20 protein-coding genes, 1 tRNA gene and 1 pseudogene are annotated in these 19,980 nt (G+C 43.8%); 11 read left to right on the top strand and 11 right to left on the bottom strand.

Translation table 11 applies throughout. The features are described from left to right. Positions 1 to 212: 212 nt before the first annotated feature. A tRNA-Leu gene (locus K08M4_RS01960) sits at positions 213 to 297 on the bottom strand. A 195-nt stretch (positions 298 to 492) separates the two neighbouring features. On the opposite strand from K08M4_RS01960, the gene K08M4_RS01955 reads away from it, so the two are divergent. Then, positions 493 to 969: an RDD family protein gene (locus K08M4_RS01955; RefSeq protein WP_086048690.1), complete on the top strand. Its 477-nt coding sequence runs from the start codon at positions 493 to 495 to the stop codon at positions 967 to 969. A 62-nt stretch (positions 970 to 1,031) separates the two neighbouring features. On the opposite strand, the gene lptG is transcribed toward K08M4_RS01955, so the two are convergent. Together lptG and lptF are read right to left on the bottom strand one after the other, a co-directional pair. Next, positions 1,032 to 2,102, bottom strand: coding sequence for an LPS export ABC transporter permease LptG (gene lptG, locus K08M4_RS01950; protein WP_086048689.1), 1,071 nt, complete (start codon positions 2,100 to 2,102; stop codon positions 1,032 to 1,034). A gap of 3 nt (positions 2,103 to 2,105) precedes the next feature. Continuing rightward, positions 2,106 to 3,206: an LPS export ABC transporter permease LptF gene (gene lptF, locus K08M4_RS01945; protein ID WP_086048688.1), complete on the bottom strand. Its 1,101-nt coding sequence runs from the start codon at positions 3,204 to 3,206 to the stop codon at positions 2,106 to 2,108. 191 nt (positions 3,207 to 3,397) lie between these two features. Between lptF and pepA the strand changes: the two genes are divergently transcribed. The 5 genes and pseudogenes from pepA (at position 3,398) to K08M4_RS01920 (ending at position 9,328) form a co-directional block, all read left to right on the top strand. Then, on the top strand, positions 3,398 to 4,918 hold the full coding sequence (pepA, locus tag K08M4_RS01940) for a leucyl aminopeptidase (protein WP_004735335.1): 1,521 nt from the start codon (positions 3,398 to 3,400) through the stop codon (positions 4,916 to 4,918). Between the two features lie 123 nt (positions 4,919 to 5,041). Beyond that, entirely contained in the window at positions 5,042 to 5,491 is a 450-nt protein-coding gene (locus K08M4_RS01935) for a DNA polymerase III subunit chi (protein ID WP_017089968.1), read from the top strand. A gap of 103 nt (positions 5,492 to 5,594) precedes the next feature. Beyond that, positions 5,595 to 8,468, top strand: a complete 2,874-nt coding sequence (locus tag K08M4_RS01930; RefSeq protein WP_086048687.1) for a valine--tRNA ligase — start codon at positions 5,595 to 5,597, stop codon at positions 8,466 to 8,468. Positions 8,469 to 8,609: 141 nt separating this feature from the next. Beyond that, positions 8,610 to 8,784: pseudogene (locus tag K08M4_RS01925) on the top strand (DUF2061 domain-containing protein); the annotation flags it as partial. A gap of 49 nt (positions 8,785 to 8,833) precedes the next feature. Then, positions 8,834 to 9,328: a GNAT family N-acetyltransferase gene (locus K08M4_RS01920; protein ID WP_086048686.1), complete on the top strand. Its 495-nt coding sequence runs from the start codon at positions 8,834 to 8,836 to the stop codon at positions 9,326 to 9,328. A gap of 94 nt (positions 9,329 to 9,422) precedes the next feature. Here K08M4_RS01920 and K08M4_RS01915 read toward each other — a convergent pair whose 3' ends face one another. Both K08M4_RS01915 and rraB read right to left on the bottom strand, forming a co-directional pair. After that, the gene (locus K08M4_RS01915; RefSeq protein WP_086048685.1) at positions 9,423 to 10,220 is read right to left on the bottom strand and encodes a glycosyl hydrolase 2 galactose-binding domain-containing protein; all 798 of its coding nucleotides are present in this window, start codon (positions 10,218 to 10,220) and stop codon (positions 9,423 to 9,425) included. 125 nt (positions 10,221 to 10,345) lie between these two features. After that, positions 10,346 to 10,762, bottom strand: a complete 417-nt coding sequence (gene rraB / locus K08M4_RS01910) for a ribonuclease E inhibitor RraB (protein ID WP_004735324.1) — start codon at positions 10,760 to 10,762, stop codon at positions 10,346 to 10,348. Positions 10,763 to 11,339: 577 nt separating this feature from the next. Between rraB and arcA the strand changes: the two genes are divergently transcribed. The 5 genes from arcA to K08M4_RS01885 all read left to right on the top strand — a co-directional run bounded on the left by arcA (position 11,340) and on the right by K08M4_RS01885 (position 15,937). After that, entirely contained in the window at positions 11,340 to 12,560 is a 1,221-nt protein-coding gene (arcA, locus tag K08M4_RS01905) for an arginine deiminase (RefSeq protein ID WP_017096063.1), read from the top strand. Between the two features lie 156 nt (positions 12,561 to 12,716). After that, positions 12,717 to 13,721 (top strand): ornithine carbamoyltransferase, encoded by a 1,005-nt coding sequence (locus K08M4_RS01900; RefSeq protein ID WP_017097535.1) that lies wholly within the window; start codon positions 12,717 to 12,719, stop codon positions 13,719 to 13,721. 287 nt (positions 13,722 to 14,008) lie between these two features. Then, positions 14,009 to 14,938: an aspartate carbamoyltransferase gene (gene pyrB, locus K08M4_RS01895; RefSeq protein ID WP_004735321.1), complete on the top strand. Its 930-nt coding sequence runs from the start codon at positions 14,009 to 14,011 to the stop codon at positions 14,936 to 14,938. Positions 14,939 to 14,950: 12 nt separating this feature from the next. Then, a complete protein-coding gene (pyrI, locus tag K08M4_RS01890) occupies positions 14,951 to 15,412 on the top strand; it encodes an aspartate carbamoyltransferase regulatory subunit (RefSeq protein WP_004735320.1) in 462 nt (153 codons plus the stop codon). 135 nt (positions 15,413 to 15,547) lie between these two features. Next, positions 15,548 to 15,937: a RidA family protein gene (locus K08M4_RS01885; protein WP_004735319.1), complete on the top strand. Its 390-nt coding sequence runs from the start codon at positions 15,548 to 15,550 to the stop codon at positions 15,935 to 15,937. A 124-nt stretch (positions 15,938 to 16,061) separates the two neighbouring features. On the opposite strand, the gene K08M4_RS01880 is transcribed toward K08M4_RS01885, so the two are convergent. The 6 genes from K08M4_RS01880 to mlaD all read right to left on the bottom strand — a co-directional run bounded on the left by K08M4_RS01880 (position 16,062) and on the right by mlaD (position 19,978). Further along, on the bottom strand, positions 16,062 to 16,787 hold the full coding sequence (locus K08M4_RS01880) for a 1-acylglycerol-3-phosphate O-acyltransferase (RefSeq protein ID WP_086048684.1): 726 nt from the start codon (positions 16,785 to 16,787) through the stop codon (positions 16,062 to 16,064). 149 nt (positions 16,788 to 16,936) lie between these two features. Next, complete coding sequence (gene murA, locus K08M4_RS01875; protein ID WP_086048683.1) at positions 16,937 to 18,202, bottom strand: UDP-N-acetylglucosamine 1-carboxyvinyltransferase; 1,266 nt, start codon at positions 18,200 to 18,202, stop codon at positions 16,937 to 16,939. A gap of 8 nt (positions 18,203 to 18,210) precedes the next feature. Beyond that, positions 18,211 to 18,465 (bottom strand): BolA family iron metabolism protein IbaG, encoded by a 255-nt coding sequence (gene ibaG, locus K08M4_RS01870; RefSeq protein ID WP_004735316.1) that lies wholly within the window; start codon positions 18,463 to 18,465, stop codon positions 18,211 to 18,213. A gap of 13 nt (positions 18,466 to 18,478) precedes the next feature. Then, positions 18,479 to 18,787 (bottom strand): STAS domain-containing protein, encoded by a 309-nt coding sequence (locus tag K08M4_RS01865; protein WP_004735315.1) that lies wholly within the window; start codon positions 18,785 to 18,787, stop codon positions 18,479 to 18,481. Continuing rightward, positions 18,787 to 19,410, bottom strand: a complete 624-nt coding sequence (locus K08M4_RS01860) for an ABC transporter substrate-binding protein (RefSeq protein ID WP_435532560.1) — start codon at positions 19,408 to 19,410, stop codon at positions 18,787 to 18,789. Before K08M4_RS01860 ends, K08M4_RS01865 begins: the two co-directional genes overlap by 1 nt. Positions 19,411 to 19,486: 76 nt before the next feature. Then, positions 19,487 to 19,978, bottom strand: coding sequence for an outer membrane lipid asymmetry maintenance protein MlaD (gene mlaD, locus K08M4_RS01855; RefSeq protein WP_086048682.1), 492 nt, complete (start codon positions 19,976 to 19,978; stop codon positions 19,487 to 19,489). Positions 19,979 to 19,980: the final 2 nt, after the last annotated feature.

The following is a 19,980-nucleotide window of genomic DNA, read 5'->3' as shown; positions in this document are numbered from 1 at the left end:
CAATAGAAGAGAGATTGGTAGGTAACATCATGATTTAAGATGATTAATTCACTAAGGAATCGAATTACGAAGGGAAACGGTGAGATTTAAGAATGAAACCACAAGATCTGACTGATTGAAAAAGCGTTTCTGCCGTTAATACAAAGGTAAGCTTTTCTATTCTCCAGATACAACAAAGCCCCGACTTCAGTCGAGGCTTTGTCATTTAAATATGGTACCGGTAGGCGGACTTGAACCGCCACGCCCGAAGGCAACGGATTTTGAATCCGTCGTGTATACCAATTTCACCATACCGGCATTATCTTGGGGCATTGCCCTTTCGATGTCTGGCATTATACGTATGCGAACTGATGTGGCAAGTATAAAAACTTGAATTCATGTGTGTTTGCCGATAATTTCGCCACTAAGTCATAAGCTGTGCGTCATGTCTCTTTTCACGCCAAGCCTTAGACTATATTCTGACGCCTAAATTTTTTAAGAAGTAATAACACCATGACATCAACAAACACAATGCCACCAGCAGGAGTAATGCGCCGATTTGGTGCCTTGTTCTATGACGCCCTTATCGTAATCGCTATTGAAATGTTGGCGGCTGGCGTCATTGTCGCTCTGCTGCACGCACTCATGGCTCTTGGCGTTTTTAACCATAGCGGTTACGCCGATGTTAGTGACTTCTTAACGAACCACCCTATCTGGAGCCCTGCATATACTTTCTACTTAGTCGTAGTTTGGGTGTACTTCTTTGTATTCTTCTGGACAAGAGCAGGCCAAACGCTAGGAATGAGAGCTTGGAAACTGCGTATTCAAAACAAAGATGGCTCAGCAATTACGGTAACCCAAGCACTGATTCGCTTAGGAACCTCAGGATTTGGATTGGCAAACTTATGTGTTCCATTCGATCCTCAGAAGCGTGGCTTTCACGACATCTGGGCGAAGACTGAAGTAGTCGTGCTACCACAAGCACGATAACGCTATCAATCTCACTACAATCAAGATCAAAAAAGGAAGGCGTTATGCCTTCCTTTTTCTATTTACAGTTTCCGCCTCAAAAGCATTATGGCTATTCCGAGGAACACCACGCTCGGGGCTAACGCACCAAAGGCGGGTGGTATTTGGTAAACCAAACTGACCGGACCAAAAAACTCACTGGATATATAGAAGGTGAAACCTGCAATAACCCCCGAAAGAATTCTTGCTCCCATCGTCACACTTCGCAATGGACCAAAGATAAACGACAGTGCCATCAACATCATGACCGCTATCGAGATAGGCTGAGTTATCTTTCTCCATAAAGCGAGCTCATAGCGTGATGCATCTTGCTCCGATGCCTTCAGGTAAGAAACGTAATCATACAGCCCACTTAAAGAGAGTTCTTCCGGTTTCACCGTCACTATCGCGAGTTTGTCTGGAGCTAGAGACGTTTCCCACGAGAAAGTCGGTAGATTCTCTTTAGTCACTTGAATTTCGTTCTCAAACGAGGTGAGTTCTACATCGCGCATTGTCCAAACGTTGTCTCCAACGTAATCGACTTCTTTTGAGTATATAGCCGTTTTCAGAGCCTTGTTCTCATCATAGCGCCACATGTTCAAACCATATAACTTGTCATCGTCTATTTTGACAATGAAAATGAAGTCATTGGCATCACGAGCCCAAACACCGCTTTGAGTAGAGATAATACTACCACCAGCAACCGAGATAGTTCTTAAATCACGAGCCATCTTCTGTGCTTGCGGAGCTCCCCACTGCCCAAGTAATGTCACTATCACCATTAACGGAATTGCAGTCTTAAGTACCGATAAACCAATATCTAACTTAGAGAAACCCGCGGCTTGCATAACCACAAGCTCAGAACTCGCAGCAAGCATACCAAGCCCAATCAATGCACCAAGCAATGCCGCCATTGGGAAGAACATTTCGATATCACGAGGAATACTCAATAAAACGAAATACAACGCTTGTAATAGATCGTATGTACCACGACCTACCTTCCGCAATTGCTCAACGTACTTGATAATTCCAGAGAGACCGACAAACGTCACCAATACCAGTGACGTGGTCGCGATGATGGTTCTGCCTATATATAAATCGAGAATCTTAAACACGGCTTAAGCCAACCTCTTCTTCTTGAATTTTTCTTTCAAACGCCTAACAGGCACACTATCCATAAAGTTGGCACCAATCGCGACAAACAATAATAATGCATTGATTGGCCACATGCCTATTGCAGCAGGAATGTCCCCTTCTTCAATTGAAGATTTGGTTGCACTGATTGCCAAGAAGTAAGTCAAATAAATCAGGATTGCCGGACCTATTTTTGCAAAACGACCTTGTCGTGGATTGACTGCTGACAGCGGTACAACGAGCATAGTCAACAATGGGATACACAACACCAGTGACATGCGCCACTGCAATTCAGCCTTGGCACGATTATCTTGATTTCCAATAAGATCAATAGTTGGAATCGCTTCCCACTCTCGACCTTTCTTCTCTACTTCACGCTGACCAATTAAGCCTTCATACTCTTCAAAGTGCGTCACTCTATAATCAAGGCGAGAAGGCACTCCTTCATGACGAGTACCATCGTACATCACAATAACTTGGCGGCCATCGCTCAATTCTTTTACGTCTCCCGACTTAGAGAACATCACACTAGGAAGCACTGAGTCACGAGGTCGCATTTGAGAAACGAACACATTGTCTAATTGATTACCATCGATACCCTCTATAAACACAACTGAAGAACCATCGGGAGTCCTTGCAAATTTGCCTTTGGGTAGTAAATCGACGCTGTTCTCTGCAGCCACTTCCTCATACATTTGTTCTACTTTATCTTGTGACCACGGAGACAGCCAAAAGGAGTTAAAAGCAGCGACAGTTGCGGTAATCAACGCCAGATAAAGTGCTGATTGGATGAGGAATTTATTGCCAATACCCGTAGCATTCATCACCACAATCTCACTTTCGGCATAAAGGCGGCCAAAAGTCAGCAAAATGCCAATATAGATACTAAGTGGAAGCATCAAGAGCCCCATCGCTGGCATATTTAGACCCACGATCGATAATACAAGGCTTGCTGGAATATCACCATCAGAGGCGTCGGCTAAAACGCTGATGAACTTTTGGCTGAGAAACACGAGAAAGAGAACAAAAAATATCGCAAATTGGCTCTTGATTGTCTCTCGGATCAAATATCTAACAATAATCACGCTCAAATTACCTATACAAAACTTGTTTTTTTGATTGAATCACTATAATTTCCCGTTGAACCTTTTATTTTTTAAATTTTTAGCTAAGTGTTAACGTTCTTCTTTAAGGTCAGTTCCATTATAGGATCCAACAAGTAAGAACCCATTATCCAACATTTAGTTCGATTTGTCTTCAGGATGTAGGAGTACGCATGGAGTTCAGTGTAAAAAGTGGCAGCCCAGAGAAACAGCGCAGCGCATGTATCGTTGTCGGTGTATTCGAACCGCGCCGCCTTTCTCCAGTAGCCGAGCAGTTAGATAAGATTAGCGATGGCTATATTAGTTCACTGCTTCGTCGCGGTGATCTAGAGGGTAAACCTGGCCAGATGCTACTACTGCATCAAGTACCTGGTGTACTTTCAGAACGTGTTCTGCTTGTAGGCTGCGGTAAAGAACGTGAGCTAGGCGAGCGTCAATATAAAGAAATTATCCAAAAAACCATCAGCACACTAAACGAAACGGGTTCTATGGAAGCAGTATGTTTCCTTACAGAACTTCACGTTAAAGGTCGCGACACTTACTGGAAAGTTCGTCAAGCGGTAGAAGCGACTAAAGATGGTCTTTACACATTCGACCAATTTAAGAGCAACAAACCAGAGACTCGTCGTCCATTGCGTAAATTGGTATTCAACGTACCAACTCGTCGCGAGCTAAGCCTTGGCGAAAAAGCGATTTCTCATGGTCTTGCTATTGCTTCAGGTGTGAAAGCATCTAAAGATCTTGGCAACATGCCACCAAACATCGCAAACCCTGCTTACCTAGCTTCTCAAGCTCGTCGTTTAGCTGACGATTATGAGACAGTAAAGACTAAGATCATCGGTGAAGAAGAGATGGAAAAGCTGGGTATGACTTCATACTTAGCTGTAGGCCGTGGCTCTAAGAACGAATCTATGATGTCTATCATGGAATACAAAGGCGCTGCGGACCCAAATGCAAAACCTATCGTTCTAGTCGGTAAAGGTCTTACTTTCGATTCAGGCGGTATCTCGCTTAAGCCAGGTGAAGGTATGGATGAGATGAAGTACGACATGTGTGGTGCTGCATCTGTATTCGGCACAATGAAAGCACTGGCGAAACTTAACTTGCCAATCAACGTTGTAGGTATCCTTGCGGGCTGTGAAAACATGCCAGGTAGCAATGCTTACCGCCCAGGTGACATTCTAACAACCATGTCAGGCCAAACCGTTGAAGTATTAAATACTGATGCAGAAGGTCGCTTGGTTCTATGTGATGCCCTAACTTACGTTGAGCGCTTTGAACCAGATTGTGTTGTCGATGTTGCTACGCTAACTGGCGCATGTGTTATCGCTCTAGGTCACCACATCAGTGGCGTTCTATCTAACCACAACCCACTGTCCCATGAACTTGTTAATGCTTCAGAGCAAGCAAGTGATCGCGCATGGCGTCTACCTATGGCAGACGAATACCATGAGCAGCTGAACAGTCCGTTTGCTGATATGGCAAACATCGGTGGCCGCCCTGGCGGTACTATTACCGCAGGTTGTTTCCTGTCTAAATTCACTAAGAAGTACCACTGGGCTCACATCGACAGTGCAGGTACAGCTTGGAAGTCAGGTGCAGCGAAAGGCTCGACAGGTCGTCCTGTCTCAATGCTAGTCCAATTCTTATTGAACCGCAGCGGCCAAGAGACTGAAGAGCAATCTTCAAAATAATGAAAAGGGCCTACGGGCCCTTTTTTAATAAGCGCTATTTGTTAGAGCCTGTTAACCAAGTAATATTGATAGCCAAGTAGTATTGATATCCACGATTTTCAGTTCAAGTTTCGAGTGTTAAGTATGCAGACTGCCACGTTTTACATTGTGCCCTCAGACAGCCCGCAAGCCAGCGAAGATGGTTTTGCTCACTATGTGCTGTTTCTTGCTCAGCACTTTGCTAAACAAGGCGCTAAACTTTATCTCAACTGCAATGACAAAGAACATGCCGAACGTATCGCTGAGGTTTTCTGGCAGGTCGAACCCAATGAATTTATTGCACATAACTTAGTTGGCGAAGGCCCAAAGTATTCAACCAACATCGAAATTGGCTATCAAGGCGTAAAACATAATTGGAATCGCCAACTGGTAATAAATCTGGCCGATAATAATACAACCTTTGCGAACGCCTTTGCTCAGGTGATAGACTTCGTTCCTTGCGAAGAAAAAGCTAAGCAACTCGCTCGAGAAAGGTATAAAATTTACCGTCAGGCTGGATATCAGCTACAAACTATCGAGATTCAACATCCATAGTCAAACCTCATAGTTAAAGCTATCTTTGGATTTAGATTCAAGAAGCTTCACTTATGAAGTTTGACCACGATTAACCATTCACAGTATCCGTTATAAGAGCACTATGGAAAAGACATACAACCCAACATCAATCGAACAAGCTCTGTATAAGACTTGGGAAGAGAAAGGCTACTTTAAGCCACACGGTGACACATCAAAAGAAGCTTACAGCATCATGATCCCGCCACCGAACGTCACTGGCAGCCTACACATGGGTCACGCGTTCCAAGATACGATCATGGATACGCTTATCCGTGCTCAACGTATGAAAGGCAAAAATACTCTTTGGCAAGTGGGTACTGACCACGCTGGTATCGCCACTCAAATGGTTGTTGAGCGTAAGATCGCCGCTGAAGAAGGCAAAACAAAACACGACTACGGCCGTGAAGCTTTCATCGACAAGATCTGGGAATGGAAAGGCGAATCAGGTGGCACGATCACTCAACAACTTCGTCGTCTTGGTGCTTCTGTAGATTGGGATCGTGAGCGATTCACTATGGATGACGGCCTATCGGCTGCGACTCAAGAAGTGTTTGTTCGTCTATACGAAGAAGACCTAATCTACCGTGGTAAGCGCCTAGTAAACTGGGATCCTAAACTGCACACTGCTATTTCTGATCTTGAAGTTGAAAACAAAGACAAAAAAGGTTTCATGTGGCACTTCCGCTATCCACTAGCGAATGGTGTTAAAACGGCTGACGGCAAAGACTACATTGTCGTTGCTACTACACGTCCAGAAACCATGCTTGGTGATACAGGCGTTGCGGTTAACCCTGAAGATCCTCGCTACAAAGATCTTATCGGTAAAGAAATCCTGCTTCCTATCGTTAATCGTCTTATCCCTATCGTAGGTGATGAGCACGCTGACATGGATAAAGGCACGGGTTGCGTGAAAATCACGCCAGCTCATGACTTTAACGATTACGAAGTGGGCAAGCGCCATAGCCTACCAATGATCAACATCCTAACGTTCAACGGTGATATCCGTGATGCGGCTGAAATCTTCACAACTAACGGTGAAGAAAGCGATGTGTACTCAACAGATCTTCCAGCTAAATACCAAGGTATGGAACGTTTTGCTGCTCGTCGTGCAACGGTTGCTGAATTTGAAGAGCTAGGCCTACTTGAAGAGATCAAAGATCACGATCTAACCGTTCCTTACGGTGACCGTGGTGGCGTAGTTATCGAACCAATGCTGACCGACCAATGGTACGTGCGTACTGCGCCTCTTGCTGCTCCAGCAGTTAAAGCCGTTGAAGATGGTGAGATCCAATTCGTACCTAAGCAGTACGAAAACATGTACTTCGCGTGGATGCGTGACGTGCAAGATTGGTGTATCTCTCGTCAACTTTGGTGGGGTCACCGTATCCCAGCATGGTACGACAACGATGGTAAAGTTTACGTAGGTCGCACTGAAGAAGAAGTTCGTGAAAAGAACAACCTTTCACCGGTAATTGTTCTTAAACAAGACAACGATGTTCTTGATACCTGGTTCTCTTCTGCACTTTGGACGTTCGGCACACAAGGCTGGCCTGAAGATACTGAAGCAATGAAAACATTCCACCCATCAGAAGTACTAGTATCTGGTTTTGATATTATCTTCTTCTGGGTTGCTCGTATGATCATGATGACTATGCACTTCGTGAAAGACGAAGATGGCAAGGCTCAAGTACCTTTCAAAACCGTTTACATGACGGGCCTTATCCGTGATGAAAACGGCGACAAGATGTCTAAGTCGAAAGGTAACGTACTTGACCCAATCGATATGATTGACGGCATCGGCCTTGAAGAGCTAGTAGAAAAGCGTTGTGGCAACATGATGCAACCTAAACTGGCTGCTAAGATCGAAAAAGCAACACGTAAAACTTTCGAAGATGGTATCGAACCATACGGTACTGATGCACTGCGTTTCACTCTTGCTGCTATGGCCTCAACTGGCCGTGACATCAACTGGGACATGAAGCGTCTTGAAGGTTACCGTAACTTCTGTAACAAGCTATGGAACGCAAGCCGTTACGTACTGATGAACACAGAAGAGCACAATTGTGGCATGTCACTGTCTGTTGAAGACCGTGCAAATATGGAATTCTCTCTAGCAGACAAGTGGATTGAATCTCAGTTTGAAGTTGCTGCGAAAGAGTTTAATGCTCATCTAGACAACTACCGTCTAGACATGGCAGCAAACACGCTTTACGAATTCATCTGGAACCAATTCTGTGACTGGTACTTAGAACTAACTAAACCTGTTCTTTGGAAAGGCACTGAAGCTCAACAGCAAGCGACTCGTTACACGCTTATCACGGTTCTAGAGAAGACTCTGCGTCTTGCTCACCCAGTTCTTCCTTACATCACTGAATCTATCTGGCAGAGCGTTAAGCCGCTAGTAGACGGTGTTGAAGGCGAGACAATTATGACTCAAGCGCTTCCTCAGTTTAATGAAGATAACTTCAATGCTGAGATCGTTGACGATATCGAGTGGGTTAAAACTTTCATCACCGCTATCCGTAACCTACGTGCGGAATACGACATTGCCCCAAGCCAAGGCTTAGAAGTAATGATCAAAGTCGCTGATGAGAAAGATGCAGCTCGTATCGAAGCAAACAAGATCGTTCTTACTTCTCTCGCTAAGCTAGACGATATTAAAGTTCTAGCAGACGGCGAAGCAACTCCGGCTTGTGCAACCAAACTGGTTGGCAAATCTGAGCTGATGATCCCAATGGCTGGTCTTATCGACAAAGATGCAGAGCTTGCTCGTCTAGATAAAGAAGTGGCTAAGACTCACGGCGAAATCAAACGTATCGAAGGTAAACTGGGTAACGAAGGTTTCGTTGCTAAAGCACCAGAAGCGGTTATCGCGAAAGAACGTGAGAAGCTTGAAGGCTACCAAGAAACTCTTGTTAAGCTAGAAGAGCAAAAAGCAACCATCGCTGCGCTTTAAAACTGAATGAACGAGGAGGTTTCGAACCTCCCGCTCTAAATAGAAAGGTTGGTCTTCATGACCAACCTTTTTTTATGCCTCTCACTCCAAGCCTTAGCACCAATCACTTATTTATAGGTTTCATCTATAGTATTAATTCTTACAATCCACTTTAGTGTTGCCTTTACCGTTGTCTACTTATTGACTGGCGATACCTTTGTTGGTGGTGTGATGGCAACGTTAGAACCCGGCTTACTACTTCCATGAGAAGGTGTGGCTACGAAAAGCAGAAAGCCAAACAACACAGCCACAGTTTTGTTTGCACCAACATGCTTAACCACAATATATTGGGCTTCTGATGAGTAACCCATTTTTATAGGCAGAACATGGAACAGATTGCTAACCTCACTATTCGCTCAATTGAAATAGAAGATAACCCAAGCATTGCTAACGTAATTCGCCAAGTCTCTTATGAGAACGGGCTAACCGAAGACAAAGGCTATGGCGTAGCAGACCCAACCTTAGAAGACATGTTCAGCGTTTATAACAATGAAAGATCTCAGTATTGGGTAATTGAACTTGATGGAAAGGTTGTCGGTGGTGGTGGATTTGCACCATTAGCAGGGATGCCAGAAGTCTGTGAACTGCAAAAGATGTACTTCTTGCCAGAAACCAGAGGCAAAGGCTTAGCGAAGAGGTTGGTTAATATGTCGATGGAGAAAGCTAAGGAACTGGGTTATCAACATATGTATCTAGAAACGACCGAATGCCTTAATGCCGCCGTAAAACTTTACGAAAAATTGGGCTTTGAACACCTTGATTCAGCTTGGGGAGAAACAGGCCATGACGCTTGTGAGGTTGTCATGGCCAAAACGCTATAATGTGTTTTTGAAATAGGGTTAGCGTCGGCAGTTCATCAGATGACAAGCAAGTGAGCGAATTGATTCCTTACGTAACGGGCTAATTGAATAACCGCTAACTACGCAAAAAATTACTGACGCAAGAAGCTGGATTCAAGGCGACAAAAGAGCTCTCTTCCTGCCCATCAAGTACCACTTCTAACGAGTATAAATGTTTAGGGTTAGGATTCTCAATATCAAAAATGATCGGTGCCTCAACCTGGAAAACAACACCCGTATGTTCTGCTCGCACATCTATCGGCATCACCAATGTCATACCATTAAACTTGATTGATGCCGATATTAGCCCCGGCTTTAGCGTTTGATAGATAACATCCACTTTGAACTCACAACCACCACCGTAATGCCAGATCTGCTCTGTCACAACTTGCTCAAGCTTGACGTGACGAACGAACTGCAGATATGGCGCTTGCCAGATTCCGATACGAGAATCCGATTTAGCGACAGCCGGTGAAGAGACTGACTCATCCATATCCTCTTCAAGCAACAGGCTCTCCTCTTCTTCAAGGAAAAGGACCTCAAAACGGTTGCGACCAGACTGCATGTAAGGTCGAATATCTTTACGATATTCGACTTGGCTGCCATCACAATCAAACACAGCCACACCATTGAGTCGAACTTCCGCAAAGTAATCAACACCTGCCATTACTAACTCAACAAACGGGCACGCCAACATCGCATCATCCACTTCGATGTCATGCATCAGGTGCCACTCTTGCTCTGCGATTTCACTTTCACTCAAGCTATCAGGAAGCTTTGAACTTAACGGAGCCGGAAAAGTAATGTCATCTTGTGGAATAGAGAGATCCGTTAGTGGCGATATTTGCCAAAGACCATCGAGAGGTAATCGCATAGCATTCCTTGAGCTAGATCAATTTTGACCGCATTATAATGAATGAATGCATATAAAGACATTTATTTTTCTGAGGATAAAAAAATGCCAGCTCAAGGCTGGCATTCTTTAAAACTGGGAAGAAATTACTCTTCGTCTTCATCATCTTCGTCAGGGTAGATAGCATCTTCACCTTCGTAGTAAGTGCCCCAACCGTCGTAGATAATGTCAAACTTCTCTGCAAGATTTACAAGCTTCTCAACTTGCTCATCAATCGCTTCTGCGTTCAGAGTACACTGCATCGTTGCATCACAACAAAGTAGCTTGTTGCCATCTTCGTCTTCTGTCTCTTCAGCTTCAAGCACTTCAAAGCCCATTTTGAATGCTTCAACAACGGCTTTCTCAAGTACTGCGAAATCTTCAGCAAAAAGGTGATGCTCGATATCGTATAGAGCTTCAGGATCGCTACCATCTTCGATTAGTGCTTCAATGATGTCGCGAGTCTCTCCTTTTTGAAATTCAATTAATTCCGCTACTGATAGATATTCATCTTCGTGAGACATGTGTCTGCTCCAGAGTGTTGACTATGAAAAGATCAAATTTGATTGCCACGAAATATGGCATGGATCGCCTAGAAAAGCCACCTAGATCAGGTATAGAAGAGTAAGTTTATCGCTAGATAACAGAGGGGATATCAATTAAAAAGTGAAATCAAAATCACAGAAACAAATTTTCAACATATTATTAACTAACGTGTGTTTTAGCATTTCATTTTTATTGTTACTTTTCGCCTTACTTCTCTAAAACTGAGTGGTTAGTCATATCAAATGCATACTGACGATCACTTCATTGGTGCATAAGATCTCATTTTAGAATGGATAATTGCATAAATTTTGAATGAAAAATCATGTTCACCAAGCAAAATGGATTATCGAGTTACTGAAATTTGAGCATAGAACCGCAAAAAGTTTGTTCTAGCATTGAGTCTTTCAATTGGATTTTAATATCACTAAGTTTTAATTAATTAGCATTAAAAACCAATAATTGAGAAATAACACAACTTTTACACAATTTTCAAAACTTGCATATTACGAACAAGCTTGTCATAAATAGACGCTGGATTAATAGTAAGGATGCAAAATGAGTAAGCTGTACGTTGGCTCCGAAGTCGGTCAATTAAGACGAGTTCTCCTAAATCGACCTGAAAGGGCACTCACCCACCTCACCCCTTCTAACTGTCATGAGTTACTCTTTGATGATGTACTTGCAGTAGAAGCAGCAGGTGAAGAACACGATGCCTTTGCGACAACACTTCGTAACCAAGACGTTGAAGTGTTATTACTGCATGACCTACTGGTTGAGACACTCGCTGTAGCTCAAGCTCGTGAGTGGCTGCTTAATACTCAAATCTCTGATTTCCGTTACGGCCCTACATTCGCACGTGATTTAAGAGAGTACCTTGCTCAAATGGACAATGAGCACTTGGCTACGATCCTACTTGGTGGTTTAGCCTACTCTGAGCTTCCTATTAAATCTTCTTCAATGCTACCGAAGATGCACCGCCCACTTGATTTTGTTATTGAGCCGCTGCCCAACCATCTATTTACCCGCGATACTTCTTGCTGGGTTTATGGCGGTGTCTCTCTTAACCCTATGATGATGCCTGCTCGTCAACGAGAAACGAATCACTTGCGAGCAATTTACCGCTGGCACCCTGTATTCGCAGGCCAAGATTTCATTAAGCACTTTGGTGATGAAGATCTTCACTATGACAACGCGAATATTGAAGGTGGAGATGTTCTGGTTATCGGTAAAGGTGCCGTGCTTATCGGTATTTCAGAGCGTACTAAGCCACAAGGTGTTGAAAACCTAGCCGCTAGTTTATTCAAATCCGGTCAAGCAACCGAAGTGATTGCGATTGATTTACCAAAGCACCGCTCTTGTATGCACCTTGATACGGTAATGACACACATGGATATCGACACATTCTCAGTCTATCCAGAGATCGTTCGTAAAGACCTAGATACTTGGCGCTTAACGCCGAAAGAAAATGGCGAAATGCGAGTAGAGAAAGCTGAAAACTACCTAACAGCGATTGAAGGCGCACTGGATCTCGATCAACTGAAGATCATCACAACCGGTGGTGATAACTACGAAGCTGAACGTGAGCAGTGGAATGACGCTAACAACGTACTGACGGTGAAACCGGGTACGGTTATCGGCTATGAGCGTAATGTTTACACCAATGAAAAATACGACAAAGCAGGTATCGAAGTTTTGACGATTCCAGGCAATGAGCTAGGTCGTGGCCGAGGTGGCGCTCGCTGTATGAGTTGTCCTATCGAAAGAGACGGTATCTAAGCCACAAAACTCAATAAAGCGAACACACTAACTTATCTAGGCCAGTACCATTGTACTGGCCTTTTTTATCAAATTAATAAAATAAATATTCACAAATATAGCATTCTTATGTTTAACTGAGTTCTTCATTGATCCTATATACGCAAGGAGCGAGAGATGGCCTTTAATCTTCGCAATCGTAACTTTCTAAAACTTCTCGACTTTACTCCTAAAGAGATTCAGTTTTTACTCGACCTGTCTGCCGACCTTAAAAAAGCTAAGTATGCAGGTACAGAGCAGAAAAAGCTTAACGGTAAAAACATCGCTTTGATCTTTGAAAAAGCATCCACTCGAACTCGATGTGCTTTTGAGGTAGCTGCTTTTGATCAAGGCGCTCAAGTCTCTTATTTAGGCCCTTCTGGTTCTCAGATTGGTCAGAAAGAATCAATGAAAGATACGGCGCGTGTATTAGGTCGCATGTACGATGGCATTGAATACCGAGGGTTTGGCCAAAGCATTGTCGAAGACCTAGGCGCTTATGCTGGTGTACCGGTTTGGAATGGCTTAACCGATGAGTTCCACCCTACTCAGATCTTGGCTGATTTCCTCACTATGCTTGAGCATGGTCGCGGTAAACATCTACACCAAATCAGCTTTGCTTACCTTGGTGATGCACGTAACAACATGGGTAACTCTCTGTTAGTGGGTGCCGCGAAAATGGGCATGGATATTCGCCTTGTCGCGCCAAAAGCATTTTGGCCAGAAGAGCACCTTGTCGAAGAGTGCCAAGCTATCGCGCAAAGTACAGGTGCAAAAATCACGCTGACAGAAGACGTTGCCGAAGGTGTGAAAGGCTGTGATTTCCTTTACACCGATGTTTGGGTTTCTATGGGGGAAGCGCCAGAAGCTTGGGACGAACGTGTTGCTGTCATGACACCTTACCAAGTGAATATGAATGTCATTAAGCTCACAGGTAACCCTCAAGTGAAATTCATGCATTGCCTACCCGCTTTCCACAACAATGAAACCGTGATCGGCCAGCAAGTTGCAGACAAATATGGAATGAACGGCTTAGAAGTCACTGACGAAGTCTTTGAATCGGATTACTCAATTGTATTTGATGAAGCAGAGAATCGCATGCATACCATCAAAGCGGTAATGGTTGCGACTCTGGGCCAATAGCGAATACTGAAAGTAAACAAAAGCTTGATGTAATCGCTTGCGCTCACAAATTGAAAGCGTATAATTCTCGGCAATTTGTCTGAGAGTAGTGAAAATGACGCCAAGCAATGTTGTGATAAAACATAATGATATTGTGAAAACACATAATAAAATTGTGAAAACACCAAATATTGCTCGCAAGCTAGCATGCTTGCCAGGCCGTCTATTCTACTTTTCAGCACTTTTTTAAAGCCTCCCATTATGGGGGGCTTTTTTATGGCCAATACATTATTGTGGGGAAGAAGATCATGGCGAATTCGCTCTATCAAAAGCACATCATCTCAATTCCAGAGCTTTCTCGTGAAGAGCTAGAATTAATTGTTCAAACGGCAGGTCAGCTAAAGGCTGAACCAAACCCAGAACTCATCAAGAACAAAGTTGTTGCCAGCTGCTTCTTCGAACCTTCAACGCGAACTCGTCTCTCTTTTGAAACGGCTATTCAACGCATCGGTGGTGATGTGATTGGTTTCGACAGTGGTGGTAACACCTCACTGGCGAAGAAGGGCGAAACGCTAGCGGACTCGGTACAGGTTATCTCTTCATACGTTGATGCTTACGTAATGCGTCATCCTCAAGAAGGTGCTGCGCGTCTGGCTTCTGAGTTTTCTAACGGTGTACCGGTTATTAACGCAGGTGACGGCGCAAACCAACACCCAACACAAACGCTATTAGACCTATTCTCTATCGCTGAGACACAAGGCCGCCTAGACAACCTCAACGTTGCATTCGTTGGTGACCTTAAGTACGGCCGTACGGTTCACTCGTTGACTCAAGCGCTAGCGAAGTTCGATAACATCTGTTTCTACTTCGTAGCACCTGAAGCACTGGCGATGCCAGACTACATTTGCGAAGAACTTGATGAAGCGGGTATCAAGTATCAACTGCTGACAGACATGGAAGATGTCATTCCAGAACTTGATGTCTTGTACATGACTCGAGTTCAAAAAGAGCGCTTCGATGAATCGGAATACGCGCATATCAAATCAGCGTACATCCTGACTGCTCCGATGCTGGAAAATGCACGTGATAACCTAAAGGTTCTTCACCCTCTTCCTCGTGTTGATGAAATTACTGTCGATGTCGATAAAACACCTTACGCTTACTACTTCCAGCAAGCAGAGAACGGTGTTTACGCACGTGAAGCACTGCTAGCCCTTGTTCTTAACGAAACGCTGTAGAGGAGAGATATCATGTCTAAAGAGACTCAATTAAAAGTTGAAGCAATCAAGAACGGAACGGTTATCGACCATATCCCAGCCAACATCGGGATCAAGGTACTCAAACTGTTCGACATGCATAACTCAAATCAGCGAGTAACGATTGGCCTAAACCTGCCATCTTCTGCTCTAGGCGGTAAAGACTTACTCAAGATAGAGAATGTGTTTATCACTGAAGAACAGGCAAGCAAGTTAGCACTTTACGCGCCTCACGCAACCGTAAACCAAATCGAAGATTACGAAGTAGTTAAGAAGCTACCACTAGAACTTCCTGAGCAAATCAACGATGTGTTCGAGTGTCCAAACACCAACTGTATTACTCACAATGAACCCGTTGAAAGCAGCTTTAAGATCTTTGAAAAGAAAGAAGATATTCGATTGAAGTGTAAATACTGCGAAAAAGTCTTCTCTCGTGAGATCGTGACAGAAAGATAACGTCATACGGCAACACCGATCGAACGCAAAAACTATTCAATACCTCGCCTGTGCGGGGTATTTTGCTCTTTACCTATCCTAAGTTTGAGGGCACACTAAAAATTGCTTTTTATCCAATAACTGACGGAATAACCAATGACTAAAGTACTTCACACAGAATCTGCTCCAGCTGCAATCGGCCCATACGTACAAGGTGTTGACCTTGGCAATATGGTTCTGACTTCTGGTCAAATCCCAGTAAACCCAGCAACTGGTGAAGTATCTGCTGATATCGCAGAGCAAGCTCGCCAATCTCTAGACAACGTTCAAGCGGTTGTTGAAGCTTCTGGCCTGACTGTAAAAGACATCGTAAAACTAACGGTATTCGTTAAAGACCTAAACGACTTCGGCACAGTAAACGAAGTTTACGGTAAGTTCTTTGATGAGCATGGTGTTGCAAACTACCCTGCACGTTCATGTGTTGAAGTAGCTCGTCTACCAAAAGATGTAGGTATCGAGATCGAAGCTATTGCGGTTCGCAAATAGGTTTTTACCTCTAGAATAAACGGTTTCTAGTAAACAAGTTGGCATGAAGCTGAGCGTTTATCAGATACAAAAAAGGTTGCCCAATTAGCAACCTTTTTTATTGTTCATCGTTTCGCTTAGATGATTACTTCTTATTAAGCTCAACCACTTCTTTGTCTAACTCTTCAAGCTTAGCAGCCATCTGCTCACGGGCTAAGTTAGCCAGTTGACGAACATTAGACTTATCGTAACCTTCAGTGCTGATTGGCGGTAGCATTTCAACTATCACATGACCATTGTTCCAACGATTCAGCTTCACGCCACCTGTTGAGCTGCACACGATAGGAATAATAGGTAAACCAGCGCCAATCGCAGCATGGAAAGCACCCGTTTTAAATGGCAACAGGCCACGACCACGAGAACGAGTCCCCTCAGGGAACATCCAAACCGAAACATCGCTCTCTTTTAAACTAGTCACTACCTGATCAATCGTACCTACCGCTTTGCTACGGTTAGAACGGTCAATTAGGATATTACCCGTCAACCAGTAAAGCTGACCAAAAAGAGGCATCCACACTAGGCTTTTCTTACCAACAGTCACTACCTTAGGTGTCACCGCTGATGAAATCGTGAATAGATCCCAGCTGTTTTGATGGTTCGCAACATAAACATGTTGGCCACGAGAGTAGGCATCTTCCGGGATACGAAGCTCTAACTTCATGCCAAATATTTTCGACATGCGACCGAAATAACGGCCAAAGGTAAATACGTGTTTCGGGTTACGTGGGCTTAATAGACAATAGCCACAACCAAATACAAACATAAGAATCGCAAATATCGCCACTGCGAAAATACGTAATATTGCTATCATTTTGCTCCTCACAACCGCCAAGTGATTCATCTATTCACACAAAATAGGCAACAGATCCACTCGCGGTAAATACAACTATAAAAAAGCCGAAACCGAGGTTCCGACTTTTCTGTTTTCATCTTACTGATTCATGAACTCACTAACCTAAGTTAGTTCGACTCGCTAAACCGTGTAATGTTTGCGCCTAAAGCTGAAAGTTTATCTTCAATCTTATCGTAGCCACGATCGATGTGATAAATACGGTCAACAATGGTTTCTCCTTGAGCAATACAGCCAGCAATAACAAGACTCGCAGATGCGCGAAGGTCCGTTGCCATTACTTGAGCGCCGCTCAATTTTTTGGTTTCACCACAAATAGCAGTGTTGCCTTCTATTTCCGCTTTTGCGCCCATTCGCTGTAACTCAGGGATGTGCATAAAGCGGTTTTCAAAGATAGTCTCAGTGATAACACCACTGCCCTTCGCCATCATGTTAAGCAAAGTAAATTGTGCTTGCATGTCGGTAGGGAAGCCCGGGTGAGGTGCCGTTACGATTTTCACCGCTTTCAGCTCACGATCTGTCATATCAAGGCTGATCCAGTCTTCGCCTGTTTCAACCTTCGCACCCGCTTCTTCAAGCTTCGCTAATGCAGCTTCAAGAAGATGAGCGCTGGTGTTGCGACAAACGACTTTACCACCAGACACTGCCGCAGCAACCAAGAACGTACCGGTTTCAATACGGTCAGCAACTACAGAGTGTTGGCCACCACCAAGACGCTCAACGCCTTCGATAGTAATCGTATCTGTACCTGCGCCAGAAATTTTAGCACCTAGTTTGTTTAGGAAATCAGCCGTATCAACAATCTCAGGCTCGCGCGCTGAGTTATCTAATACAGTTGTACCTTCAGCCAATGTTGCTGCACACATGATAGTAATGGTGGCACCCACACTTACTTTATCCATCACGATATGCGCGCCTTTCAGACGGCCATCAACACTTGCTTTCACATAACCATCTTCCAATACAATGGTCGCACCTAGTTGCTCTAGGCCATGGATATGTAAATCAACAGGTCGAGCACCAATTGCACAACCGCCCGGAAGTGACACTTGGCCTTCACCAAAACGAGCGACTAAAGGACCTAAAGCCCAGATAGAAGCGCGCATTGTTTTTACTAAATCGTAAGGTGCACAAAATTCATTAATTTCGCGGCCATCAACATGAACACTACCGTTGCGTGATACTTTTGCGCCTAAACGCTTAAGCAATTCCATCGTAGTATCGATGTCACGTAGGTGAGGAACATTACTCACTTCAACCGGCTCTTCAGCTAGAATTGAAGCAAATAGGATTGGTAGGGCTGCATTTTTTGCGCCTGAGATCGTCACTTCACCGCTTAGCGGCTTATCCGATCCAATAACTCGAAACTTTTCCATCATAAACCTTAAAGTGACATCAGTTTCTTATCACGTTCCCACTCTTCCGGCGTGAAAGCCTTAATAGAAAGAGCATGGATATCATTGCGTTGAATGTATTCCATTAGTGGGCCGTAGATTAGTTGCTGCTTCTTAACTCGATTCATGCCGTCAAAACATGCATCAACCGCAACAACTTCGTAATGACTGCCTTCACCCTTCACGAAAATCTCCTGAAGGTTCAGTGCCGCTGCTAATAATTCTTGTACTTTTGTGCTGTCCACAAATAGCTCCTGCCTAATTTTTTATGTGTTCTGCCATCATTGGCTGGATATTGCTCAATTGGAACAACGTTCGTAATTGTTCTGGCACGAAACTGAGCATTATATGACAGTTTTGATTTTTTGCATGCTCTAATAAGTGAATTAGCATCACCATTCCTGCTGAATCGACTCGATTTATATGGCTAAGGTCAATTTCAACGCTCGATTCCGTCGTTTGCCACTTTTCCAATATACGCCAGATTGCAGGGACACTGTCTCGGTCTATATCACCGAGCAGCTGATACTCTTTAGAGCTTAGTGCTTGCCATTGAGAGTGGCTCATTATTTATTACTCTCAAAACGAATCGGTTGTGCTGCAAGTTTCTCTAATTCATCAGCAACTTGTAAAATGCCTTCTTGACGAATTTTAGTATTCCACTCTGATTGCTTGCTCGATAATAGGCTAATACCTTCAGCAACCATATCAAACGCCTTCCACTCGCCCGACTTCTTGTCTTTGCGTAGCTTAAATTCAAGCTTAATGTTTGGTCGCGGCGTATCTATGATACTAACCTTAATACTGGTAATACGGCTATCTGCTTTGATTTTTGGCTCAGGACCAAATTCAATCGTCTGATCCGAGTACTGAGTCAGTACTTGAGCATAAGAAGATACAAGGTATTTACGGAACGCATCGATAAACACACCCACGTCTTTTCTATCCGCGCCTTTCAAGTTTGGACCTAGCAGTTTAAGAGCCGCATATTGAGCATTAACATAGGGCATCAACTCTTCTTCCACAATGACCTTCAATAACTCAGGATCTTGCTGGATATTCTCTTGCTCACTCTTCAAACGATCAAACGCCACTTCTGCAACTTGCGTCATCATCTGATAAGGCTGAGTGCGACCAATCGATTCTGCAGCAAAAACTTGAGCAGAAACAAGTGAAGCCATTGCTACCATAAACATTGATTTCAAGTAACCGATAGCTTTTAAATGACTAATATCTTTTAAATGACTAATAGTTTTCAACATCATCTTACTCCTTAGCTTCGCTGTCATCAGAGCCACCAACGCTATACAGCACTTGGCCAATCAAATCTTCTAGTACTAATGCTGACTTGGTGTCTTCAATAGAATCACCATCAACCAACATCTCTTCATCATCAAAGATGAAGCCCGGAACTAAGCTAATGTACTGCTCACCAATCAAACCCGAGGTTAAGATTTGAGCACTAGAGGTATCAGGAAATTGTGAGTACTTCGCATCAATAGACAGTTCAACCACAGGAAGGTAGCTCTCAGTATCAAGTTCAATACTTTGAACTCGACCAACAACGACACCCCCCACCTTTACTGGTGAGCGAACCTTTAGGCTGCCAATATTGTCAAAGGTCGCTTTTAGGTTATAAGTATGGTTTGAACCTATACCTTTTACGTCAGCGACTTGAAAGATCATGATTAAGATTGCGCAAATTCCGGCAATAACAAAGGTGCCGACCCATAATTCTAATTTTCGAGTTTGTTGCATGA

The organism is Vibrio syngnathi (assembly GCF_002119525.1).
Classification (GTDB): Bacteria; Pseudomonadota; Gammaproteobacteria; order Enterobacterales; family Vibrionaceae; genus Vibrio; species Vibrio syngnathi.
This window is presented reverse-complemented; position numbering and strand designations above follow the sequence as displayed.